Consider the following 15,298-nt stretch of genomic DNA (forward strand, 5'->3'; position numbering starts at 1 on the left):
AACCAATGCGTTCGGCGGGTTTTTCGATTCATTCTGGCAGCACCACCACCCGTCACCCTCAGGCCTGACCCGAGGGCTCTACACTTCCGGACACCAGCATAAGTTCAGTCCCCTCGGGTCAAGCCCGAGGGTGACGATCGCGTTGCGTCGCTTAGCGCTTGTTGACGCTCCAGGTACCCGGGCCGGCGAACACCAGATACAAAAACACGAAGCAGAACAGGATGGCGGTTTCGCCGTAATTCTCGATCGGCAGCAGGCTCATCGGCGCATGCGCCATCCAATAGGCCACCGCCATCATGCCCGAAGCGATGAAGGCGACCGGGCGGGTGAACAACCCGATGGCGATCAGTACCCCGGCGATCACTTCGATCAGCCCGGCCACCAGCATCAGCCCGCCCGGAAAGGCGAAGTCCGGCATGGCGGGGAAATTGAACAGCTTCTGCGTGCCATGAGCCAGAAACAGCAGCGCGGTGACGATGCGCAGCACAGCGAGGGCCTGCGGCCGATAGGCGGAAAGGCGATCGAACATTAGTGAGAACTCATGGTTGGAATGGCGCCACCTATTTGACGCTGCAAAACCCTACTATCCCAATCCGTTACCGGTCGGAAAGTGACCAATCCCGACCGCACTGTTCGCTGCCGCGCAACGTCGGCCCACTTTAGCGCTGGTTGAAACTCCAGGCTCCGGGGCCGGCAAACACCAGATTGAGGAAGATGAAGCAGAACAGGATGGCCCCGCCGCCCAGATTGCCGGATGGCCAGAACCCCATCGGGGCATGGCCCATCCAATAGGCCACGGCCATGAAGCCGCACAGCACGAAGGCCACCGGGCGGGTGAAAAACCCCACCAGCAGCAGCAAGCCGCCGACAAATTCGAGAATCCCGGCGACCAGCAGCAGCCCCTCGACCGGCATCGGGAACGGTGTTGGGAAGCCGAACAGCTTCTGGCTGCCGCTCTCGACAAACAGCAGCGCAGTGACGATACGCAGCACGGACAGGGCCTGCGGCGCGTAGCTGGAGAGACGATCGAACATTGTTGGCTCCTCCTTGAACGTTCAGGTCAAAAGGCGCCATCGCAGTGACGGGCCTCATGCTCGCGACGTTCGGATCGGCACAATTTCGACACGCCGCACCTGCGCGCAGACCTGCCCCGCATTCTCCGGCGGGTCAGTCACATTGCGTAACTGTCAATTTTTCTATATGACGCGGCCAACATTTCCCACATTGGAACTCAAAGCTCACATGAGCCAAGCGCCAAAAATTGGCCTCGTCAGCCTCGGCTGCCCGAAGGCCCTCGTCGATAGCGAACGCATCATGTCGACGCTCCGCTCGCAGGGCTATGCCTTCAGCCGCGACTATGCCGGTGCCGATATCGTGCTGGTCAACACCTGCGGCTTCCTCGATTCCGCCAAGCAGGAATCGCTCGAAGCCATCGGCGAAGCCCTCAACGAAAACGGTCGCGTCATCGTTACCGGTTGCCTGGGCGTCGAAGAAGAGCTGATCCGCAAGACCCACCCGTCGGTGCTGGCCATTTCCGGCCCGCATCAATACGAGAGCGTGGTCAACGCGGTGCATGAGCATCTGCCGCCGGTGCCGAACAAGTTTGTCGACCTGGTGCCCGAACAGGGCCTCAAGCTGACCCCGCGCCACTACGCCTATCTCAAGATTTCCGAAGGCTGCAACAATCGCTGCTCCTTCTGCATCATCCCGCAGATTCGCGGCGACCTGGCTTCGCGCCCGGCCGCCGGCATTCTCGGCGAGGCCGAAGGCCTGATCCGTTCGGGCGTCAAGGAGCTGCTGGTCATCTCCCAGGACACCAGCGCCTATGGCCTCGACATCAAATATGCCGAATCCAATTATCGTGGCCGTCCGGTCAAGGCGAAGTTCTATGATCTCGCCAAGGAACTCGGCCAGCTCGGCGCCTGGGTGCGCCTGCATTATGTCTACCCCTACCCGCATGTCGATCAGGTGATGGAGCTGATGGCCGAAGGCCTGGTGCTGCCGTATCTCGACATTCCGTTCCAGCACGCCTCGCCGAAAATCCTCAAGGCGATGCGCCGTCCGGCCCATCAGGAAAAGACGCTGAATCGAATTCTCGACTGGCGTCGCCAAGTCCCTGATCTGACAGTGCGTTCCAACTTTATCGTCGGCTTCCCCGGCGAGACCGAAGAAGATTTCGAGATCATGCTCGACTTCATCGAAGAAGCCGAAATCGACCGCGCCGGCTGCTTCAAATATGAACCCGTCACCGGCGCCCCGGCCAATGAGCTGGAAGGCATCGTGCCCGACGACGTGATGCAGGACCGCTTCGAGCGCCTGATGGAAGTGGCGCAGCATGTCTCCACCGGCCAGCTGGCCAAGAAGGTCGGCCGCACCATTCAGGTGCTGGTCGATGACGTCCAGCCCGAAGCCAACCGCGCCATCGCCCGCTCCAAGTGGGACGCCCCCGAAATCGACGGCCAGGTGATCATCGACAACGCCACCGGCATCAAGCCCGGCGACATGCTCGACGTACTGGTCACCGACAGCGACGAATACGACCTGTTCGCCGAACCGCTAAAAGCGCTGCACTGACAGCGGCCTAGGGCCTGCTTCGGAATCAAAACAAAAGGCGTCGCGCAAGCGGCGCCTTTTGTTTTGCGGCCAACTTGTTTGCCAGATGGCATCCCCATCCACGGTGTCACCCCGGCCTCGAGCCGGGGCCCATCCTGAGATGGGCGATCACACCACGACCTTGCGGCTGTCGCAGATCTCGAGATGGGTCCCGGCTCAAGGCCGGGATGACATCCAGTGTGACCCTCCCCCCAGAACAAAAATCCCCTCCACCGCCCCCACCGCGCAACGCCATTGCCGTCGCTGCCCCGCCCGTAAATTACTCATCCAGAACAGGGCTTTACCGCTGGACGCCGCGCTGAACCCCATTGCATCAAGCTGGCAACGTCCCTCCTCCTCGTTGGAAACCAGCGTCCATGAACAAGCTTCTCGTCCTCGCCGCCGCGACGATTGCCCTCGGTTCGGCCCCGGCTTTTGCCCAGCCCACCGATATCCTCAATGCCTCCTATGATATCGCCCGCGAGCTGTTCGAGGCCGAGAACACCGCATATGCCGCGTCGGGCGCCACCGTCACCGTCAACCAGTCGCATGCCGGAACCTCGACCCAGGCCCGCGCCATTCTCGAAGGCCTCGCGGCGGACGTCGTGACCTTCAATCAGGTCACCGATATCGACAAGCTGGTGCAGGGCGGCTTCGTCGCGGCCGATTGGGCCAGCCAGTTCCCCAACAATGCCTCGCCGATCTATTCCTTCCCGGCCTTCCTCGTCCGCGCCGGCAATCCCAAGAACATCACCGACTGGGGCGATCTGGCCGCCGATGGCGTGCAGGTGATTTTCCCCAATCCCAAGACCTCCGGCAATGGCCGCTACACCTATCTGGCCGCCCGCGCCTGGGCGACTGAGGAATATGCCGGCGACGAAGCCAAGGTGGAAGAATTCCTCACCAAGTTGTTCGCCAACGTGCCGGTGTTCGAGACCGGTGGCCGCGCCGCCACCACCGCCTTTACCGAGCGTGAGCTGGGCGACGTGCTGATCAGCTTTGAGGCCGAAGTACTGTCCGTGCGCCACCAGCTCGGCGCCGACAATTACCAGGCCGTCATTCCTTCGGTGAGCTTCCTCTCCGAATTCCCGGTCGCCATTGTCGACAAGGTGGTCGATGCCCGCGGCAGCCGTGAGCAGGCCAAGGCCTATCTCGACTTCCTGTTCAGCCCCGCCGGCCAGGAAGTCGCCGCATCCAATTTCCACCGCGTGCAGGACGCCGATGTCGCCGCCGCCCACGCCGCCGACTTCCCTGAGATTCGTCTGGTGACCGTGGAAGACGCCTTTGGCGGCTGGGAAAAAGTCGCCGCCGAACATTTCGCCGATGGCGGGTTGCTCGATCGGGTGTTCCTCAACCAGTAACACCCTGCCTCACCCACCGCGCCCCACCTCCCCCTTGACGGGGGAGGCCGGGAGGGGGTGGGGCAACAGACACAATATTGAAGATGAGGCGGACATTGTGTCCGCCTTTCGACGTGAGGGCACATGGCGCAGAAACGCAGCAAGCATCTCCTGCCCGGCTTCGGGCTGACGCTGGGCGTCTCCATGCTCTATCTCACCATCATCGTGGCACTGCCGCTGCTGGCCATGCTGCTCAAGGTCAGCGGCATGGGCTGGCCCGAATTCTGGCGCATCGTCGCCTCCAACCGCTCGCTGGCGGCCTATCGCATCACCTTCAGCTCCGCCCTTGCGGCCACCGTGCTCAACGGCGCCTTCGGCCTGCTGCTGGCTTGGGTGCTCACCCGCTACAGCTTCCCCGGCAAACGCATCCTCGATGCACTGGTCGACCTGCCCTTCGCCCTGCCCACCGCCGTCGCCGGGCTGGTGCTGGTCACCCTGTTCGCCAAGACCGGCTGGTATGGCCAATTCCTCGAGCCCAACGGGCTCAAGGTCAATTACACCCAGTTCGGCATCATCGCCGCCATGACCTTCACGTCCATTCCCTTCGTCGTCCGCACCATCCAGCCGGTGCTGGAAGACGTGCATGTCGACCTTGAGGAAGCCGCCCGCACCCTCGGCGCCACCCGCTTTCAGGTGTTTGCCCGCGTCATCTGGCCAACCATCCTGCCCGCCTTCATGGCCGGCTGCGTCCTGTCCTTCGCCCGCTCGCTCGGCGAGTTCGGCGCCGTGGTGTTCATCGCCGGCAATCTGCCCGGCCTCACCGAAATCGTCTCGCTGCTGATCTTCATCCGGCTCGACGAATACAACTACGAGGCCGCCGCCGCTCTGGCCTTCGTGCTGCTGCTCGCGGCCTTCCTCACGCTGCTGCTGACCAACGCCCTGCAAGCCTGGCAGCTGCGCTACATGAATCGGAGCCGCTGATGAGCACGCTGCCGCAACACGCTCCATACGGTCCCCTCCCCCTTGAGGGGAGGGCTAGGGTGGGGGTGTCGGCCGATCAGCATACTCGCCCCGCCCGGTCAGGCACCGCCAACGACACCCCCTCCCCTCAAGGGGGAGGGGAACACCACCATCCAGCCCAGCCCCGCTCCTTGGCTGAGCTGACCCTGATCACCCTCGCCTTCGTGCTCTCTGCCATCATGCTGCTGGTGCCACTGCTGGTCATTTTCGCCTTTGCCCTGCGCGAGGGGCTCGGCGTCTATTTCGCCAATATCGTCGAAGCCACCACGCTGCACGCCATCGGCCTCACCGTGGTGACGGCGCTGATCGTGGTGCCGATCAATATCTGCGTCGGCGTGGCCATTGCCTGGCTGGTCAGCCGCTTCCGCTTTCCCGGTCGCCAGCTCATCATCACCCTGATCGAGCTGCCCGCAGCCGTCAGCCCGATTGTCGCCGGCACGGTCTATCTTTTCCTCTATGGCGGTCAGGGCCTGCTCGGGCCGCTATTGGCCGCCGCTAATATCCAGCTGATGTTCTCGCTCACCGCCATCATTCTGGTTAGCCTGTTCGTCACCGCCCCCTTCGTGGCGCGCGAACTGATTCCGCTGATGCAGCAGCAGGGCTCCGAAGACGAGGAAGCCGCGCTCTCGCTCGGCGCCAATGGCTGGCAGATGTTCTGGTATGTCACGCTGCCCAATATCCGCTGGGCCATTCTCTACGGCGCCATCCTCACCAATGCCCGCGTCATGGGCGAATTCGGCGCGGTCTCCGTGGTCTCCGGCTCCATTCGCGGCCAGACCAACACCCTGCCCCTGCAGATCAGCCAGCTCTTCAACGATTTCAACGTCACCGGCTCCTTCGCCGCCGCCTCGACCCTGGCGTTGATGGCGGTGGTCACCCTGGTGCTGAAATCCGCCCTCGAAGCCAAAGGCGGCTGGCGCTAACCCAGCGCCTTCGTAATCCTCCACCCTCCACACGCTCGGTGTCATCCGGGTGCCCGCATTGCTCCACAAACTCGGTGTCACCCCGGCCTTGAGCCGGGGCCCATCCTGAGATCTCAAGATGGGTCCCGGCTCAAGGCCGGGATGACATCGTGGATGGGGCAACCACCTACAAACGCCCCCACCGCCCATCCCCCTGCGCCAATTGGTTGCACTACATAATCGCCTCCCAACACGATTTTGCCCTTGCTCCGGACCTGCCATCCCGGCGACCCTAGCGCCATGTCAGCCGGAACCACTTGATGACCCTGCCGCAGATCTTCGCCTTCGCCATCATCGCGCTCATGATGGTTGCGTTCGTCTGGGGCCGCTGGCGCTATGATGTGGTCGCGGTCTGCGCCCTGCTGGCTTCCATGCTGCTGGGCATAGTGCCGCCCGCCGAGGCCTTTACCGGTTTTGCCGATGACATCGTCATCATCGTCGCCAGTGCCCTGGTCGTCAGCGCCGCTGTGTCGCGCTCCGGCATCATGGAGCTGGCGGTGCAGCGCTTTGCCCCCAATGTCAGCACGCCCCGCGCCCAATTGATCCTGCTGGTGGTCACCGTCACCATCCTCAGCGCCTTTGTCAAAAACATTGGCGCGCTGGCCATCATGATGCCCATCGCCTTCCAGATGGCGCGCAAATCCGGGGTGTCGCCGTCGCTGTTCCTGATGCCGATGTCGTTCGGCTCGCTGCTCGGCGGGCTGATGACCCAGATCGGCACCTCGCCCAATATCATCGTCTCCCGCGTCCGCGAGGAAATGGTCGGCAAGCCGTTTTCGATGTTCGACTACACCCCCACCGGGCTGGCGCTGTCCATCGTCGGGGTGATTTTCCTCGCCTTCTGCTATCGCCTGCTGCCCGAACGCAAGCGCGAGGATGGCGGCATTGACCGCGCTATCGAGATCAAGAATTACACCACCGAGGCCCGCGTCACCGAAGACAGCGCGGCGATCAACCGCACCATCGCCGAAATTCACGCCGCCGCCGATGGAAGGGCCATGATCACCCGCATCATGGGCGCCAATGGCCGCCGCCGCACCCCTTTGCCCGATGCCCAGTTGCGCGCCGGCGATATCCTGATCATCGAGGGCTATCCCGAAGCCCTCGACAAGATGGTGTCGACCTCCGGCCTGAGCTTTTCCGAACGGCGCGGTGCCGCCACCCGCGACGCTGCCCATATCGGCGTCATCGAAGCGGTGATCGGCGACAATTCCGGCCTGATCGGCGCTTCGGCGCAGGAATTGACCCTGTTCGACCGCACCGGGCTGAACCTGCTCGCCATCAGCCGCCGCGACCAGCGCTTCACCGACCGCCTCGGCCAGATCCGTTTTCAGAATGGCGACGTGATCCTGCTGCAGGGCCATCTCAAGCGCCTGCCCGAGCTGCTGCGCGAATGGGACTGCCTGCCGCTGGTCGAGCGCGGCTTGCGATTGGGCAGCGTCCGCAATGGGCTGCTGCCGCTGGCCATCCTGCTGGTGGCCATGGGCGCCACCGCCTTCGGCCTCATCCCGGTCGCCCCGGCCTTCTTTGCCGCCGCCGTCGCCATGGTGTTCAGCCGCTCGATTCCGCTGCGCGAAGTCTATTCCCAGCTCGACGCGCCGATACTGATCATGCTGGCCTGTCTGATCCCCGTCTCGGCGACCCTGCAATCCACCGGCGGCACCGACATCATCGCCGGCTGGCTCTCCATGGTGGCCAGCACCATGCCGGGCTGGGGCGCGCTGGCGCTGATCATGGTCGCCGCCATGGCGGTCACGCCCTTCCTCAACAACGCCGCCACCGTGCTGGTCATGGCCCCCATCGCCGCCACCTTCGCCACCGGCCTCGGCTACGCCCCCGAAGCCTTCCTGCTGGCCGTGGCCATCGGCGCCGGCTGCGATTTCCTCACCCCCATCGGCCACCAGTGCAACACCCTGGTCATGGGCCCCGGCGGCTACAAATTTTCCGACTACTGGCGCCTAGGGGCCCCGCTCTCGATCCTGGTCGTCCTCGTCGCCGTCCCCATGCTGATGCTGGTCTGGCCGTTTTAGTTTTTTGCCACCAACGCGTCCCCCACACTCCATGTCATCCCGGCCTTGAGCCGGGACCCATCCTGAGATGCGAGAACTGGCACCATTGGGGGATGGGCCCCGGCTCAAGGCCGGGGTGACACTGTGGTTGGAGCAATATGTGCGTCTGACTACCAGCCACTCCGCCGCAGCACGCCACCCTACACCGCCACACGAATCTGGCGTAAACCACTCCCCATGCACACCAGCCACACCATCCCCCTGCCCAACCGCGCGCCGCTGATCCTCGGCCAGACGCCGCTGGTCATGGGCATCCTCAACGTCACCCCCGACAGCTTCTCCGATGGTGGCCAGCATAACCTCGTCGCCAGCGCCGTCGCCCACGCCCGGCAGATGCTGGCCGATGGGGCCGACATCATCGATATCGGCGGCGAGAGCACCCGCCCCGGCTCCGAGCCGGTCGGCGTGCAACAGGAACTCGATCGCGTCATGCCAGTCATCGACGCACTGATCGCCGCCGGCATCACCGCCCCGATCTCCGTCGACACCTACAAGCCGCTGGTCGCCGATCAGGCGCTGCAGGCCGGCGCGTCGATCATCAACGACGTCCACGGCCTGCAAGGCGCGCCCGAAATGGCCGAAGTCGCCGCGCTGCACAATGCAGCGGTGATCGCCATGCACTGGGACAAGGCGCGCGACACTGCCGTGCCCATCCTCGAGGCGATGGCCAGCTATTTCGCTCGCAGTATCGCGCTGGCGACAGCCGCTGGCTTGAGTACCGACCGGCTCATTCTCGATCCCGGCTTCGGTTTCGGCAAAACCCTCGCCGAAAATTATGAAATCCTCAAGAAAACCGCCAGCATTCCGCAAGCATGCTGCCAGACAATGCTGCCTATGCTGATCGGTACGTCGCGCAAGTCGATGATCGGAAAACTGTTGGAAAATCAACCGGAAGACCGGCTGGCCGGCACGCTGGCGACCACCGTCCTGGGATACAGCAATGGCGGGCATATCTTTCGCGTGCATGACGTGCGCGCCAACCGCGATGCCCTTCGCGTGGCGCAGGCAACGCTGTATGGTCCGCCCGCAGAACTGAGGTAGCCAGATGGCCGAAAGCTTTACGGGCGACCGTATCATCCTGAAAGACCTGGGCTTTTACGGCTACCACGGCGTCTTCGCCGAGGAGGCGACGCTGGGTCAGCGATTCTTCATCGATATCGAACTGGGCGCCGACCTGTCGGTCCCGGCCAGCACCGACCGGCTCAGCACCGGCATTTCCTATGCGGATATCTATGACGTGATCAAAGCCGCCTTCGAGGCCAGGCGGATGAAGCTGCTGGAAGCGGTGGCGCAGAACATCGTCGACGCAATTTTCGAGAGTTTTGAAGGCGTTACCTGGGTGATCATCCGCCTGCGCAAGCCGGAAGCGCCGATTGCCATGGTTCGCGGCGAGGCCGCCATCGAATTGCATCGGGCGCGGAAACCCCAATGATGTCAAAGGCCTGGCTGAGCCTTGGCGCCAATATCGGCGATCCATCGGCGCAACTGGCCGAAGCGCTGCGCCGCATCGATTCCCACGACGCGATCAGCATCACCAAACAGTCACGGGTGATCATCACCAAAGCCTGGGGCAAGACCGACCAGCCCGACTTCGCCAATATGGCGATCGAGCTGGAAACCAGCCTCAAGCCACTGGAACTGCTCGATATTCTGCAAGGCATCGAACTGGAAATTGGCCGCATCCGCAAGGAAGTCTGGGGCCCGCGACTGATCGATCTCGACATCATCGCCTATGACCAGCTAGTGCTGAACACCCCCCGCCTGACCCTGCCCCACCCCTACGCCCACGAGCGCGATTTCGTGCTGACACCCCTCAGCGAAATCGCCCCGCAGGTGAGTACCTGGGTGGTTGAGACGGCGGCAAACCGGGGCTAAGCGCGCATCGCGTCGACCACGGCGACGGCGGTATCGAACTCGACCCGGCGCATGGCGCGGCGCTCGGCGGCTTCCTCGTCCTGACCCCATTGCGAGATCTGGTAGTCCTCATCGACATGGGCGGCCTGCCACACCTGGTCGGGCGAAAACAGCTGCGCCCACAAGCCGATAGCCAATAGTCCTGAACCAGTCAGCCCGGTGATCGACACCAAAGCCGTCAGCGTGAACAGGTTTTCCTCGGACATCGCCTCGGCCAGTCGGTCGAGCGTCGTCTGCGGCTGCGGCTGGTGCATGATGCCCACGGTGGGCTGGAAGCTAATGCCGAAATGGCGCGCCAGAGTCACCAGCGCCTTGTCCCAGGCCTGCTCCTGCTCCGACACCAATTTCTGTGGCGCCTCAGCGCGATAGAGCAGCAAATCGCCAGCGGCGAATTTGAGCACTTCCTCGCGAAACGCCGGGATCATCACCCCACCGCTCTCGACGGCGGAGTTGATCAACCGCACCATCGGCATGGTCGCCGGATTGATGAATTCCCCCTGCGCCGCCCATTCTTCGGCCATGGCCGTGGCAATGCTGGCCGCAGGCACGACAACAGGCCACTTATGCCCCGGCGTGCGAACCTGACGCCCATCGAGGGTCACGACGAAGCCCTGCTCCACCGGCGCGACGCCTACCTCCTTGTAGAACCGCTTGGGCAGCTCGACCTTGTTGAGGTGCTGGGCGCGGCCATAGCCGTCATTGAGGTGCTTCTGGATATCGTCGAGCTGATCACGCATGGGTCTAATCCAGCAATTGGGCGACCGCGCCGGGCAATTCGTCGTAGCGGTCGATCATGAGAGAGGCGCCGGCAGCGATGAGTTCGGCCGGCTCGTGGTAACCCCATGTAACGCCAATGGTTTTGCAGCCGGCGTTCACACCCATTTCGATATCGAAAGTGGTGTCGCCGATCATCACGGTTTCGGCGGGGACGGCGCCGGTTTCGCGCATGGCGGTTTCCAGCATGCCGGGATGGGGCTTGGAGGGATTGTGGTCGGGCGTCTGCAGAGTGACGAAATGGGCGTCAAGCTGGTGCAGCGCCAGAATGCGATGCACGCCGGACAGGCCCTTGCCGGTGGCAATGCCGAGCAATGTATCGGGCCGCGCCTGCAACAGGTTCAGCGCCTCCAACGTGCCGGGGAACAGGCCTTCGCGGCTGTCTTCGGTGAGCAGCGAGGCGCGATAATGCGTCTTGTAGTCATCCACCAGATTGTCGATCAGCACCTGATCTTCGGTCTGGGCCAGCCGGGCCAGCGCCAGGGGCAGCGACAGGCCGATGACCCGACGCGCCTCTGCCGGCGTCGGCACGGTGAGGCCGCGCCCGGCAAAAGTGGTCGCCATGTGCTCGCTGATCAGCGCCTGGGTGTCGATCAGCGTACCATCCATGTCGAAGACGACGAGTTTCATTTCCCATCCTCGGGGTCGCCGCTGACATCATAGCGGTCCGGATCAAAGCCCAATGTCTCGAAGCTGGCCCGCATGTGCGGCGGCAGCGGGGCGGACATGTCCAGCCGCTTGCCATTGCGCAGCGGCAGCGCGATGCGACGGGCATGCAGATGCAGGCCTTCGCTAAGGCCCGGGGCGCCCTGCCAGTTCTCGATATTGAAATAGCGCGGGTCGCCGATGATCGGGGTGCCGAGCTGTGCCATGTGGACGCGCAGCTGATGCGTGCGGCCGGTAACCGGCTTCAACGTGACCCAGGCAAAGCGCCGGCTGGCGGTATCGGTGGTGGAATAATAGCTCAGCGAATGCTGCGAACCGGGGGCGCCATTGCGGACCACCACCATCTGCTCGCCATCGGCAGTGCTTTGGCGCGCCAGGAAGCAGGAGATTTCGCCCTGCTGGGGATGCGGGTTGCCGGCCACGATAGCCCAATAGATCTTGCGGGCCGAGCGCGAGCGGAACACGGTGCCGAAATGGCTGGCCGCCGCTTTGGTCTTGGCCACCACCAGACACCCGGAGGTGTCACGGTCAAGCCGATGCACCAGACGCGGGGCTTCTCCCTTGGCATTGGGAAGGCTCTTGAGCATGCCATCGAGGTGGCGCGTGGTGCCGCTGCCGCCCTGCACGGCAAGACCGGATGGCTTGTTGAAGACGTAGATATCGTCGTCTTCATAAAGGATCAGCCCGCGCAAGAATTCCGCATCGCCGTCGTTGAGCTTGACCGGCTTGGGGGTGTCCGCATCATCGATCGGGGGGATGCGCACGGTCTGGCCCGGCAACAACCGCGTGCTGGTGGTCACCTTGGCCTTGTCGACCTTGATCTCGCCATTACGGATCAATTTTTGCAGCCGGCCGAAGCCGAGCTGGGGGAAGTGATAAGCAAACCAGCGATCCAGACGCATCCCGTCTTCGTCACTCTCTACCTGTCGCTGTTGTACGCCACTCATGCCACGCCTCGGGTCACCAAAAGCCCGAGATAAAGCCCAATCACACAAACCACAACCGACAACAGCACATAGGTCCCCGCCAACAACAGTTCCCCACGCTCTAGCAGCACCACGGTTTCGAGCGAAAACGCCGAAAACGTGGTGAAACCGCCCAGCAATCCGACGGCAACAAACAGGCGCGCACTGTCCTGCCAGGCCGGCAGGAACCGGGCCAGCAGGCCAATGAACAGGCCCATGGCGAGCGAACCGATAATATTGATCAACAGCGTGGCCAGCGGGAAGGACATGGGCCAAAATCGGCCGATCACGCTGCCGAGACCGTAGCGGCTGATAGCGCCGATAGCGCCGCCCAACCCCACCAACAGCAGCGCGCGCATTTGCACAAGATCAACCAATTGGGCAATTCACCTGTGTGAAGGGAAGCATTTTGACAGATTTTGCACTAGGTTAGCGCCGATTCTGAAGGGGGTGACGGATGCAGGGTCGGATGCTGGCGCGCTTGAGCGCAATTATTGCGGTAACGCTGCTGCTCGCAGCTTGCGCCGGGACCATGGCACCGCGCAAGGCGCTGACGCCTGAACTCACCGCCAATGCGACCATTGCTGCGGACCAGACCATCCGCTACTGGGGCGACGATCCCGATTTCGTCGCCACCCATTCCAGCATCAAGGCCGGCGGCGACGGCATTGTCGACTATCTGACCCTGTCGGGCGGCGGCATTAATGGCGCCTATGGCGCTGGCTATCTCGTCGGCTGGACGGATCAGGGCAACCGGCCCGAATTTGAAGTGGTGACCGGCATCAGCGTTGGCGCCATGATGGCCCCCCTCGCCTTTCTCGGCCCACGCTATGACGCGCGGCTGCAAGCGGCCTTCTCGACCCTGACCCAGCAGACCAATATGCGGGTGGATTTTCTCGCGGCGCTGTTCGGCGCTCCCTCGGTGCTGGACAACAAAATTATCCTGACCGCCATCCGGGCGCTGGTCGACGAGCAGGTGATCAACGAAGTCGGCGCGGCGCACCGGAAGGGCCGCCGACTCTATATCGGCACCACCAACCTTGATGCGCAGCGCCCGGTGATCTGGGATATCGGCGCCATCGCCATCAGCAACATCCCCAACAAGCTCGAATTGGTGCATCGCATCATTCTCGCCTCGACCGCCGTGCCCGGCGTGTTCGCCCCGGTGCTGCTGGACGTGGAAGCTCAGGGTTATGGGTTTGACGAGTTGCATGTCGATGGCGGCGTGACCCAGCAGGTGCTGCTGATGCCGGGCGGCTACAAGGGCGGGCGCGGCACGCAGAAGCTTTATGTGATCTTCAACGGTGTGGTCGATCCGACCCCGGCAACGGTCACCAAGCTCGCGAGTCTGGATCTGCTGGAGCGCGCCGTGCCGACGCTGCTGAAATATCTCGGCCGGGCTAATCTCGAGCAATTGGCCAATATTGCCGCGCGCAACGGCATCGCCTTCCGCCTGTCGGCGATCCCCGGCAGCTTCCCGCAGAGCGAGAGCATTCTCGGGGACAGCGCCTGGCTGGGACAATTGTTCGAGTTTGGTTTTGCCAATGGCAAGGCGGGGGCCTGGCAGAATACGCCGAGATAGGGCCTGGCCCTACTCGCCGGTGCGTTTAGCACCGAGATAGGGCCTGGCCCTACTCGCCGGTGCGTTTAGCGGCCCTGAGACGGTCGAAATAATCGATGCGCTTCTTTAGGTCGCGCTCAAAGCCGCGTTCGACCGGCTCGTAGAATTTCTGCCGGCCGATCTTTTCGGGGAAATATTCCTGCCCCGAAAAGGCTTCGGGGGTGTCGTGGTCGTAGATATAGCCCTCGCCATAGCCAGAACCCTTCATCAGCTTGGTGGGGGCGTTGAGGATGACCATGGGCGGCGTGGGTGAGCCAGTGGTCTTGGCGACGCTCAGCGCCCCCTTGAAGGCCGTGTAAACGGCATTGGATTTGGGTGCGAGCGCCAGATAAACCACCACTTGCGCCAACGCCAGCTCGCCCTCGGGCGAGCCGAGCATCTGATAGGCGTCACGGCCGGCGACGGCCTGCGGCAGTGCCTGCGGATCGGCAAGGCCGATATCTTCCGAGGCCATGCGGATCAGGCGGCGCGCAAGGAACAACGGATCTTCGCCGGCATCGAGCATGCGGGCGAAATAATACAGCGCCGCATCAGGGTCCGAGCCGCGAATGGTTTTGTGCAGCGCCGAAATCAGATTGTAATGGCCGTCCTGCGCCTTGTCGTAAATCGGCGCGCGGCGCTGCACCACGGTGAGCAGGCTGGCCGCATCGAGGATTTCGCCTGGCTTGGCTGAGGCCAGCACCTCTTCCACCAGCCCGAGCAGCGCCCGTCCGTCGCCATCGGCGAGGGTCAGCAGCGTGGCCCGTGCTTCGGCGTCGAGCGGTAGCGCGTCGCCGGTCAGCTCCTCGGCGCGCTCGGCCAGCTTTTCGAGATCGTCGAGGCCAAGCGATTCAAAGCGCAGCACCTGGCTGCGCGACAGCAGAGCCGCATTCAGCTCGAAAGATGGGTTTTCCGTAGTGGCGCCGACCAACACCACGGTGCCGTCTTCCATCACCGGCAGGAAACCATCCTGCTGGGCGCGGTTGAAGCGGTGGATTTCGTCGACAAAGAGCAGCGTGCGATGGCCCGACAGGCGCTGGAAGCGGGCCTTCTCGAACACCTTCTTGAGATCGGCGACGCCGGAAAACACCGCGGAAATCTGCTCGAAACTATAGCCAATCTGGTCGGCCAGCAGGCGCGCCACGGTGGTCTTGCCAGTGCCGGGCGGTCCCCACAGGATCAGCGAGCCGAGCCGACCGCTGGCAATCATCCGCCGCAAGGTGCCGTCCGGCCCCAGCAAATGGGTCTGGCCAATGACCTCGTCCAGCGTGCGCGGGCGCAATTGATCGGCAAGCGGACGGGCGCTTTCGGAGTCGTCGGACGGGTCTGGGGCGAAAAGGTCGGTCATGGGCCTGTTCTAGCGGATTGAAACCGGCTTTCGTAGCCTTGCCATGCA

General features: G+C 63.3%; 16 protein-coding genes. 9 read left to right on the plus strand and 7 right to left on the minus strand.

Features of this window, described 5'->3' with window-relative positions:
- Positions 1–151 precede the first annotated feature (151 nt).
- On the minus strand, positions 152–529 hold the full coding sequence (locus tag ACX3OZ_RS00990; RefSeq protein ID WP_459103658.1) for a DoxX family protein: 378 nt from the start codon (positions 527–529) through the stop codon (positions 152–154).
- A 130-nt stretch (positions 530–659) separates the two neighbouring features.
- Positions 660–1,034 carry a DoxX family protein gene (locus ACX3OZ_RS00995; RefSeq protein ID WP_459095273.1) on the minus strand — a complete coding sequence of 125 codons (375 nt, stop codon included), beginning with the start codon at positions 1,032–1,034 and terminating at the stop codon, positions 660–662.
- Between the two features lie 208 nt (positions 1,035–1,242).
- On the opposite strand from ACX3OZ_RS00995, the gene rimO reads away from it, so the two are divergent.
- The 8 genes from rimO to folK all read left to right on the plus strand — a co-directional run bounded on the left by rimO (position 1,243) and on the right by folK (position 9,858).
- On the plus strand, positions 1,243–2,574 hold the full coding sequence (gene rimO, locus ACX3OZ_RS01000) for a 30S ribosomal protein S12 methylthiotransferase RimO (RefSeq protein WP_459103659.1): 1,332 nt from the start codon (positions 1,243–1,245) through the stop codon (positions 2,572–2,574).
- A gap of 395 nt (positions 2,575–2,969) precedes the next feature.
- Positions 2,970–3,953: a thiosulfate ABC transporter substrate-binding protein CysP gene (cysP, locus tag ACX3OZ_RS01005; RefSeq protein WP_459095271.1), complete on the plus strand. Its 984-nt coding sequence runs from the start codon at positions 2,970–2,972 to the stop codon at positions 3,951–3,953.
- A gap of 123 nt (positions 3,954–4,076) precedes the next feature.
- Positions 4,077–4,913 carry a sulfate ABC transporter permease subunit CysT gene (gene cysT / locus ACX3OZ_RS01010; protein ID WP_459103660.1) on the plus strand — a complete coding sequence of 279 codons (837 nt, stop codon included), beginning with the start codon at positions 4,077–4,079 and terminating at the stop codon, positions 4,911–4,913.
- A gap of 170 nt (positions 4,914–5,083) precedes the next feature.
- Entirely contained in the window at positions 5,084–5,875 is a 792-nt protein-coding gene (cysW, locus tag ACX3OZ_RS01015; protein WP_459103661.1) for a sulfate ABC transporter permease subunit CysW, read from the plus strand.
- Between the two features lie 299 nt (positions 5,876–6,174).
- A complete protein-coding gene (locus ACX3OZ_RS01020; protein WP_459103662.1) occupies positions 6,175–7,944 on the plus strand; it encodes an SLC13 family permease in 1,770 nt (589 codons plus the stop codon).
- A gap of 216 nt (positions 7,945–8,160) precedes the next feature.
- A complete protein-coding gene (gene folP, locus ACX3OZ_RS01025) occupies positions 8,161–9,024 on the plus strand; it encodes a dihydropteroate synthase (protein ID WP_459103663.1) in 864 nt (287 codons plus the stop codon).
- A gap of 4 nt (positions 9,025–9,028) precedes the next feature.
- Complete coding sequence (gene folB / locus ACX3OZ_RS01030) at positions 9,029–9,415, plus strand: dihydroneopterin aldolase (protein ID WP_459103664.1); 387 nt, start codon at positions 9,029–9,031, stop codon at positions 9,413–9,415.
- The gene (folK, locus tag ACX3OZ_RS01035; protein ID WP_459103665.1) at positions 9,412–9,858 is read left to right on the plus strand and encodes a 2-amino-4-hydroxy-6-hydroxymethyldihydropteridine diphosphokinase; all 447 of its coding nucleotides are present in this window, start codon (positions 9,412–9,414) and stop codon (positions 9,856–9,858) included. Before folB ends, folK begins: the two co-directional genes overlap by 4 nt.
- Here the strand turns inward: folK and ACX3OZ_RS01040 are convergent.
- Genes ACX3OZ_RS01040 through crcB form a run of 4 tightly spaced genes read right to left on the minus strand, consistent with a single transcriptional unit; the run spans position 9,855 to position 12,661 of the window.
- The gene (locus tag ACX3OZ_RS01040) at positions 9,855–10,634 is read right to left on the minus strand and encodes an ATP12 family chaperone protein (RefSeq protein WP_459103666.1); all 780 of its coding nucleotides are present in this window, start codon (positions 10,632–10,634) and stop codon (positions 9,855–9,857) included. The genes folK and ACX3OZ_RS01040 overlap by 4 nt on opposite strands.
- Before the next feature lie 4 nt (positions 10,635–10,638).
- Positions 10,639–11,301, minus strand: coding sequence for an HAD-IA family hydrolase (locus tag ACX3OZ_RS01045; RefSeq protein ID WP_459103667.1), 663 nt, complete (start codon positions 11,299–11,301; stop codon positions 10,639–10,641).
- Complete coding sequence (locus ACX3OZ_RS01050) at positions 11,298–12,284, minus strand: RluA family pseudouridine synthase (protein WP_459095263.1); 987 nt, start codon at positions 12,282–12,284, stop codon at positions 11,298–11,300. The genes ACX3OZ_RS01045 and ACX3OZ_RS01050 overlap by 4 nt, the downstream gene beginning before the upstream one ends.
- Positions 12,281–12,661, minus strand: a complete 381-nt coding sequence (gene crcB, locus ACX3OZ_RS01055; protein WP_459095262.1) for a fluoride efflux transporter CrcB — start codon at positions 12,659–12,661, stop codon at positions 12,281–12,283. Before crcB ends, ACX3OZ_RS01050 begins: the two co-directional genes overlap by 4 nt.
- A 122-nt stretch (positions 12,662–12,783) precedes the next feature.
- On the opposite strand from crcB, the gene ACX3OZ_RS01060 reads away from it, so the two are divergent.
- Complete coding sequence (locus ACX3OZ_RS01060; RefSeq protein WP_459103668.1) at positions 12,784–13,884, plus strand: patatin-like phospholipase family protein; 1,101 nt, start codon at positions 12,784–12,786, stop codon at positions 13,882–13,884.
- 49 nt (positions 13,885–13,933) lie between these two features.
- On the opposite strand, the gene ACX3OZ_RS01065 is transcribed toward ACX3OZ_RS01060, so the two are convergent.
- Positions 13,934–15,250 carry a replication-associated recombination protein A gene (locus ACX3OZ_RS01065; protein WP_459095260.1) on the minus strand — a complete coding sequence of 439 codons (1,317 nt, stop codon included), beginning with the start codon at positions 15,248–15,250 and terminating at the stop codon, positions 13,934–13,936.
- Between the last annotated feature and the right edge of the window lie 48 nt (positions 15,251–15,298).

This window comes from Devosia sp. A369 (assembly GCF_054489345.1).

Bases quoted from the DNA above. Each gene is read 5' to 3' on its own strand.
- ACX3OZ_RS01050 (WP_459095263.1), bottom strand. From the start codon at position 12,284: ATGAGTGGCGTACAACAGCGACAGGTAGAGAGTGACGAAGACGGGATG.
- ACX3OZ_RS00990 (WP_459103658.1), bottom strand. From the start codon at position 529: ATGTTCGATCGCCTTTCCGCCTATCGGCCGCAGGCCCTCGCTGTGCTG.
- ACX3OZ_RS01020 (WP_459103662.1), top strand. From the start codon at position 6,175: ATGACCCTGCCGCAGATCTTCGCCTTCGCCATCATCGCGCTCATGATG.
- crcB (WP_459095262.1), bottom strand. From the start codon at position 12,661: ATGCGCGCGCTGCTGTTGGTGGGGTTGGGCGGCGCTATCGGCGCTATC.
- cysT (WP_459103660.1), top strand. From the start codon at position 4,077: ATGGCGCAGAAACGCAGCAAGCATCTCCTGCCCGGCTTCGGGCTGACG.
- rimO (WP_459103659.1), top strand. From the start codon at position 1,243: ATGAGCCAAGCGCCAAAAATTGGCCTCGTCAGCCTCGGCTGCCCGAAG.
- cysP (WP_459095271.1), top strand. From the start codon at position 2,970: ATGAACAAGCTTCTCGTCCTCGCCGCCGCGACGATTGCCCTCGGTTCG.
- folB (WP_459103664.1), top strand. From the start codon at position 9,029: ATGGCCGAAAGCTTTACGGGCGACCGTATCATCCTGAAAGACCTGGGC.
- ACX3OZ_RS01040 (WP_459103666.1), bottom strand. From the start codon at position 10,634: ATGCGTGATCAGCTCGACGATATCCAGAAGCACCTCAATGACGGCTAT.
- folK (WP_459103665.1), top strand. From the start codon at position 9,412: ATGATGTCAAAGGCCTGGCTGAGCCTTGGCGCCAATATCGGCGATCCA.
- ACX3OZ_RS01045 (WP_459103667.1), bottom strand. From the start codon at position 11,301: ATGAAACTCGTCGTCTTCGACATGGATGGTACGCTGATCGACACCCAG.
- ACX3OZ_RS00995 (WP_459095273.1), bottom strand. From the start codon at position 1,034: ATGTTCGATCGTCTCTCCAGCTACGCGCCGCAGGCCCTGTCCGTGCTG.
- ACX3OZ_RS01065 (WP_459095260.1), bottom strand. From the start codon at position 15,250: ATGACCGACCTTTTCGCCCCAGACCCGTCCGACGACTCCGAAAGCGCC.
- folP (WP_459103663.1), top strand. From the start codon at position 8,161: ATGCACACCAGCCACACCATCCCCCTGCCCAACCGCGCGCCGCTGATC.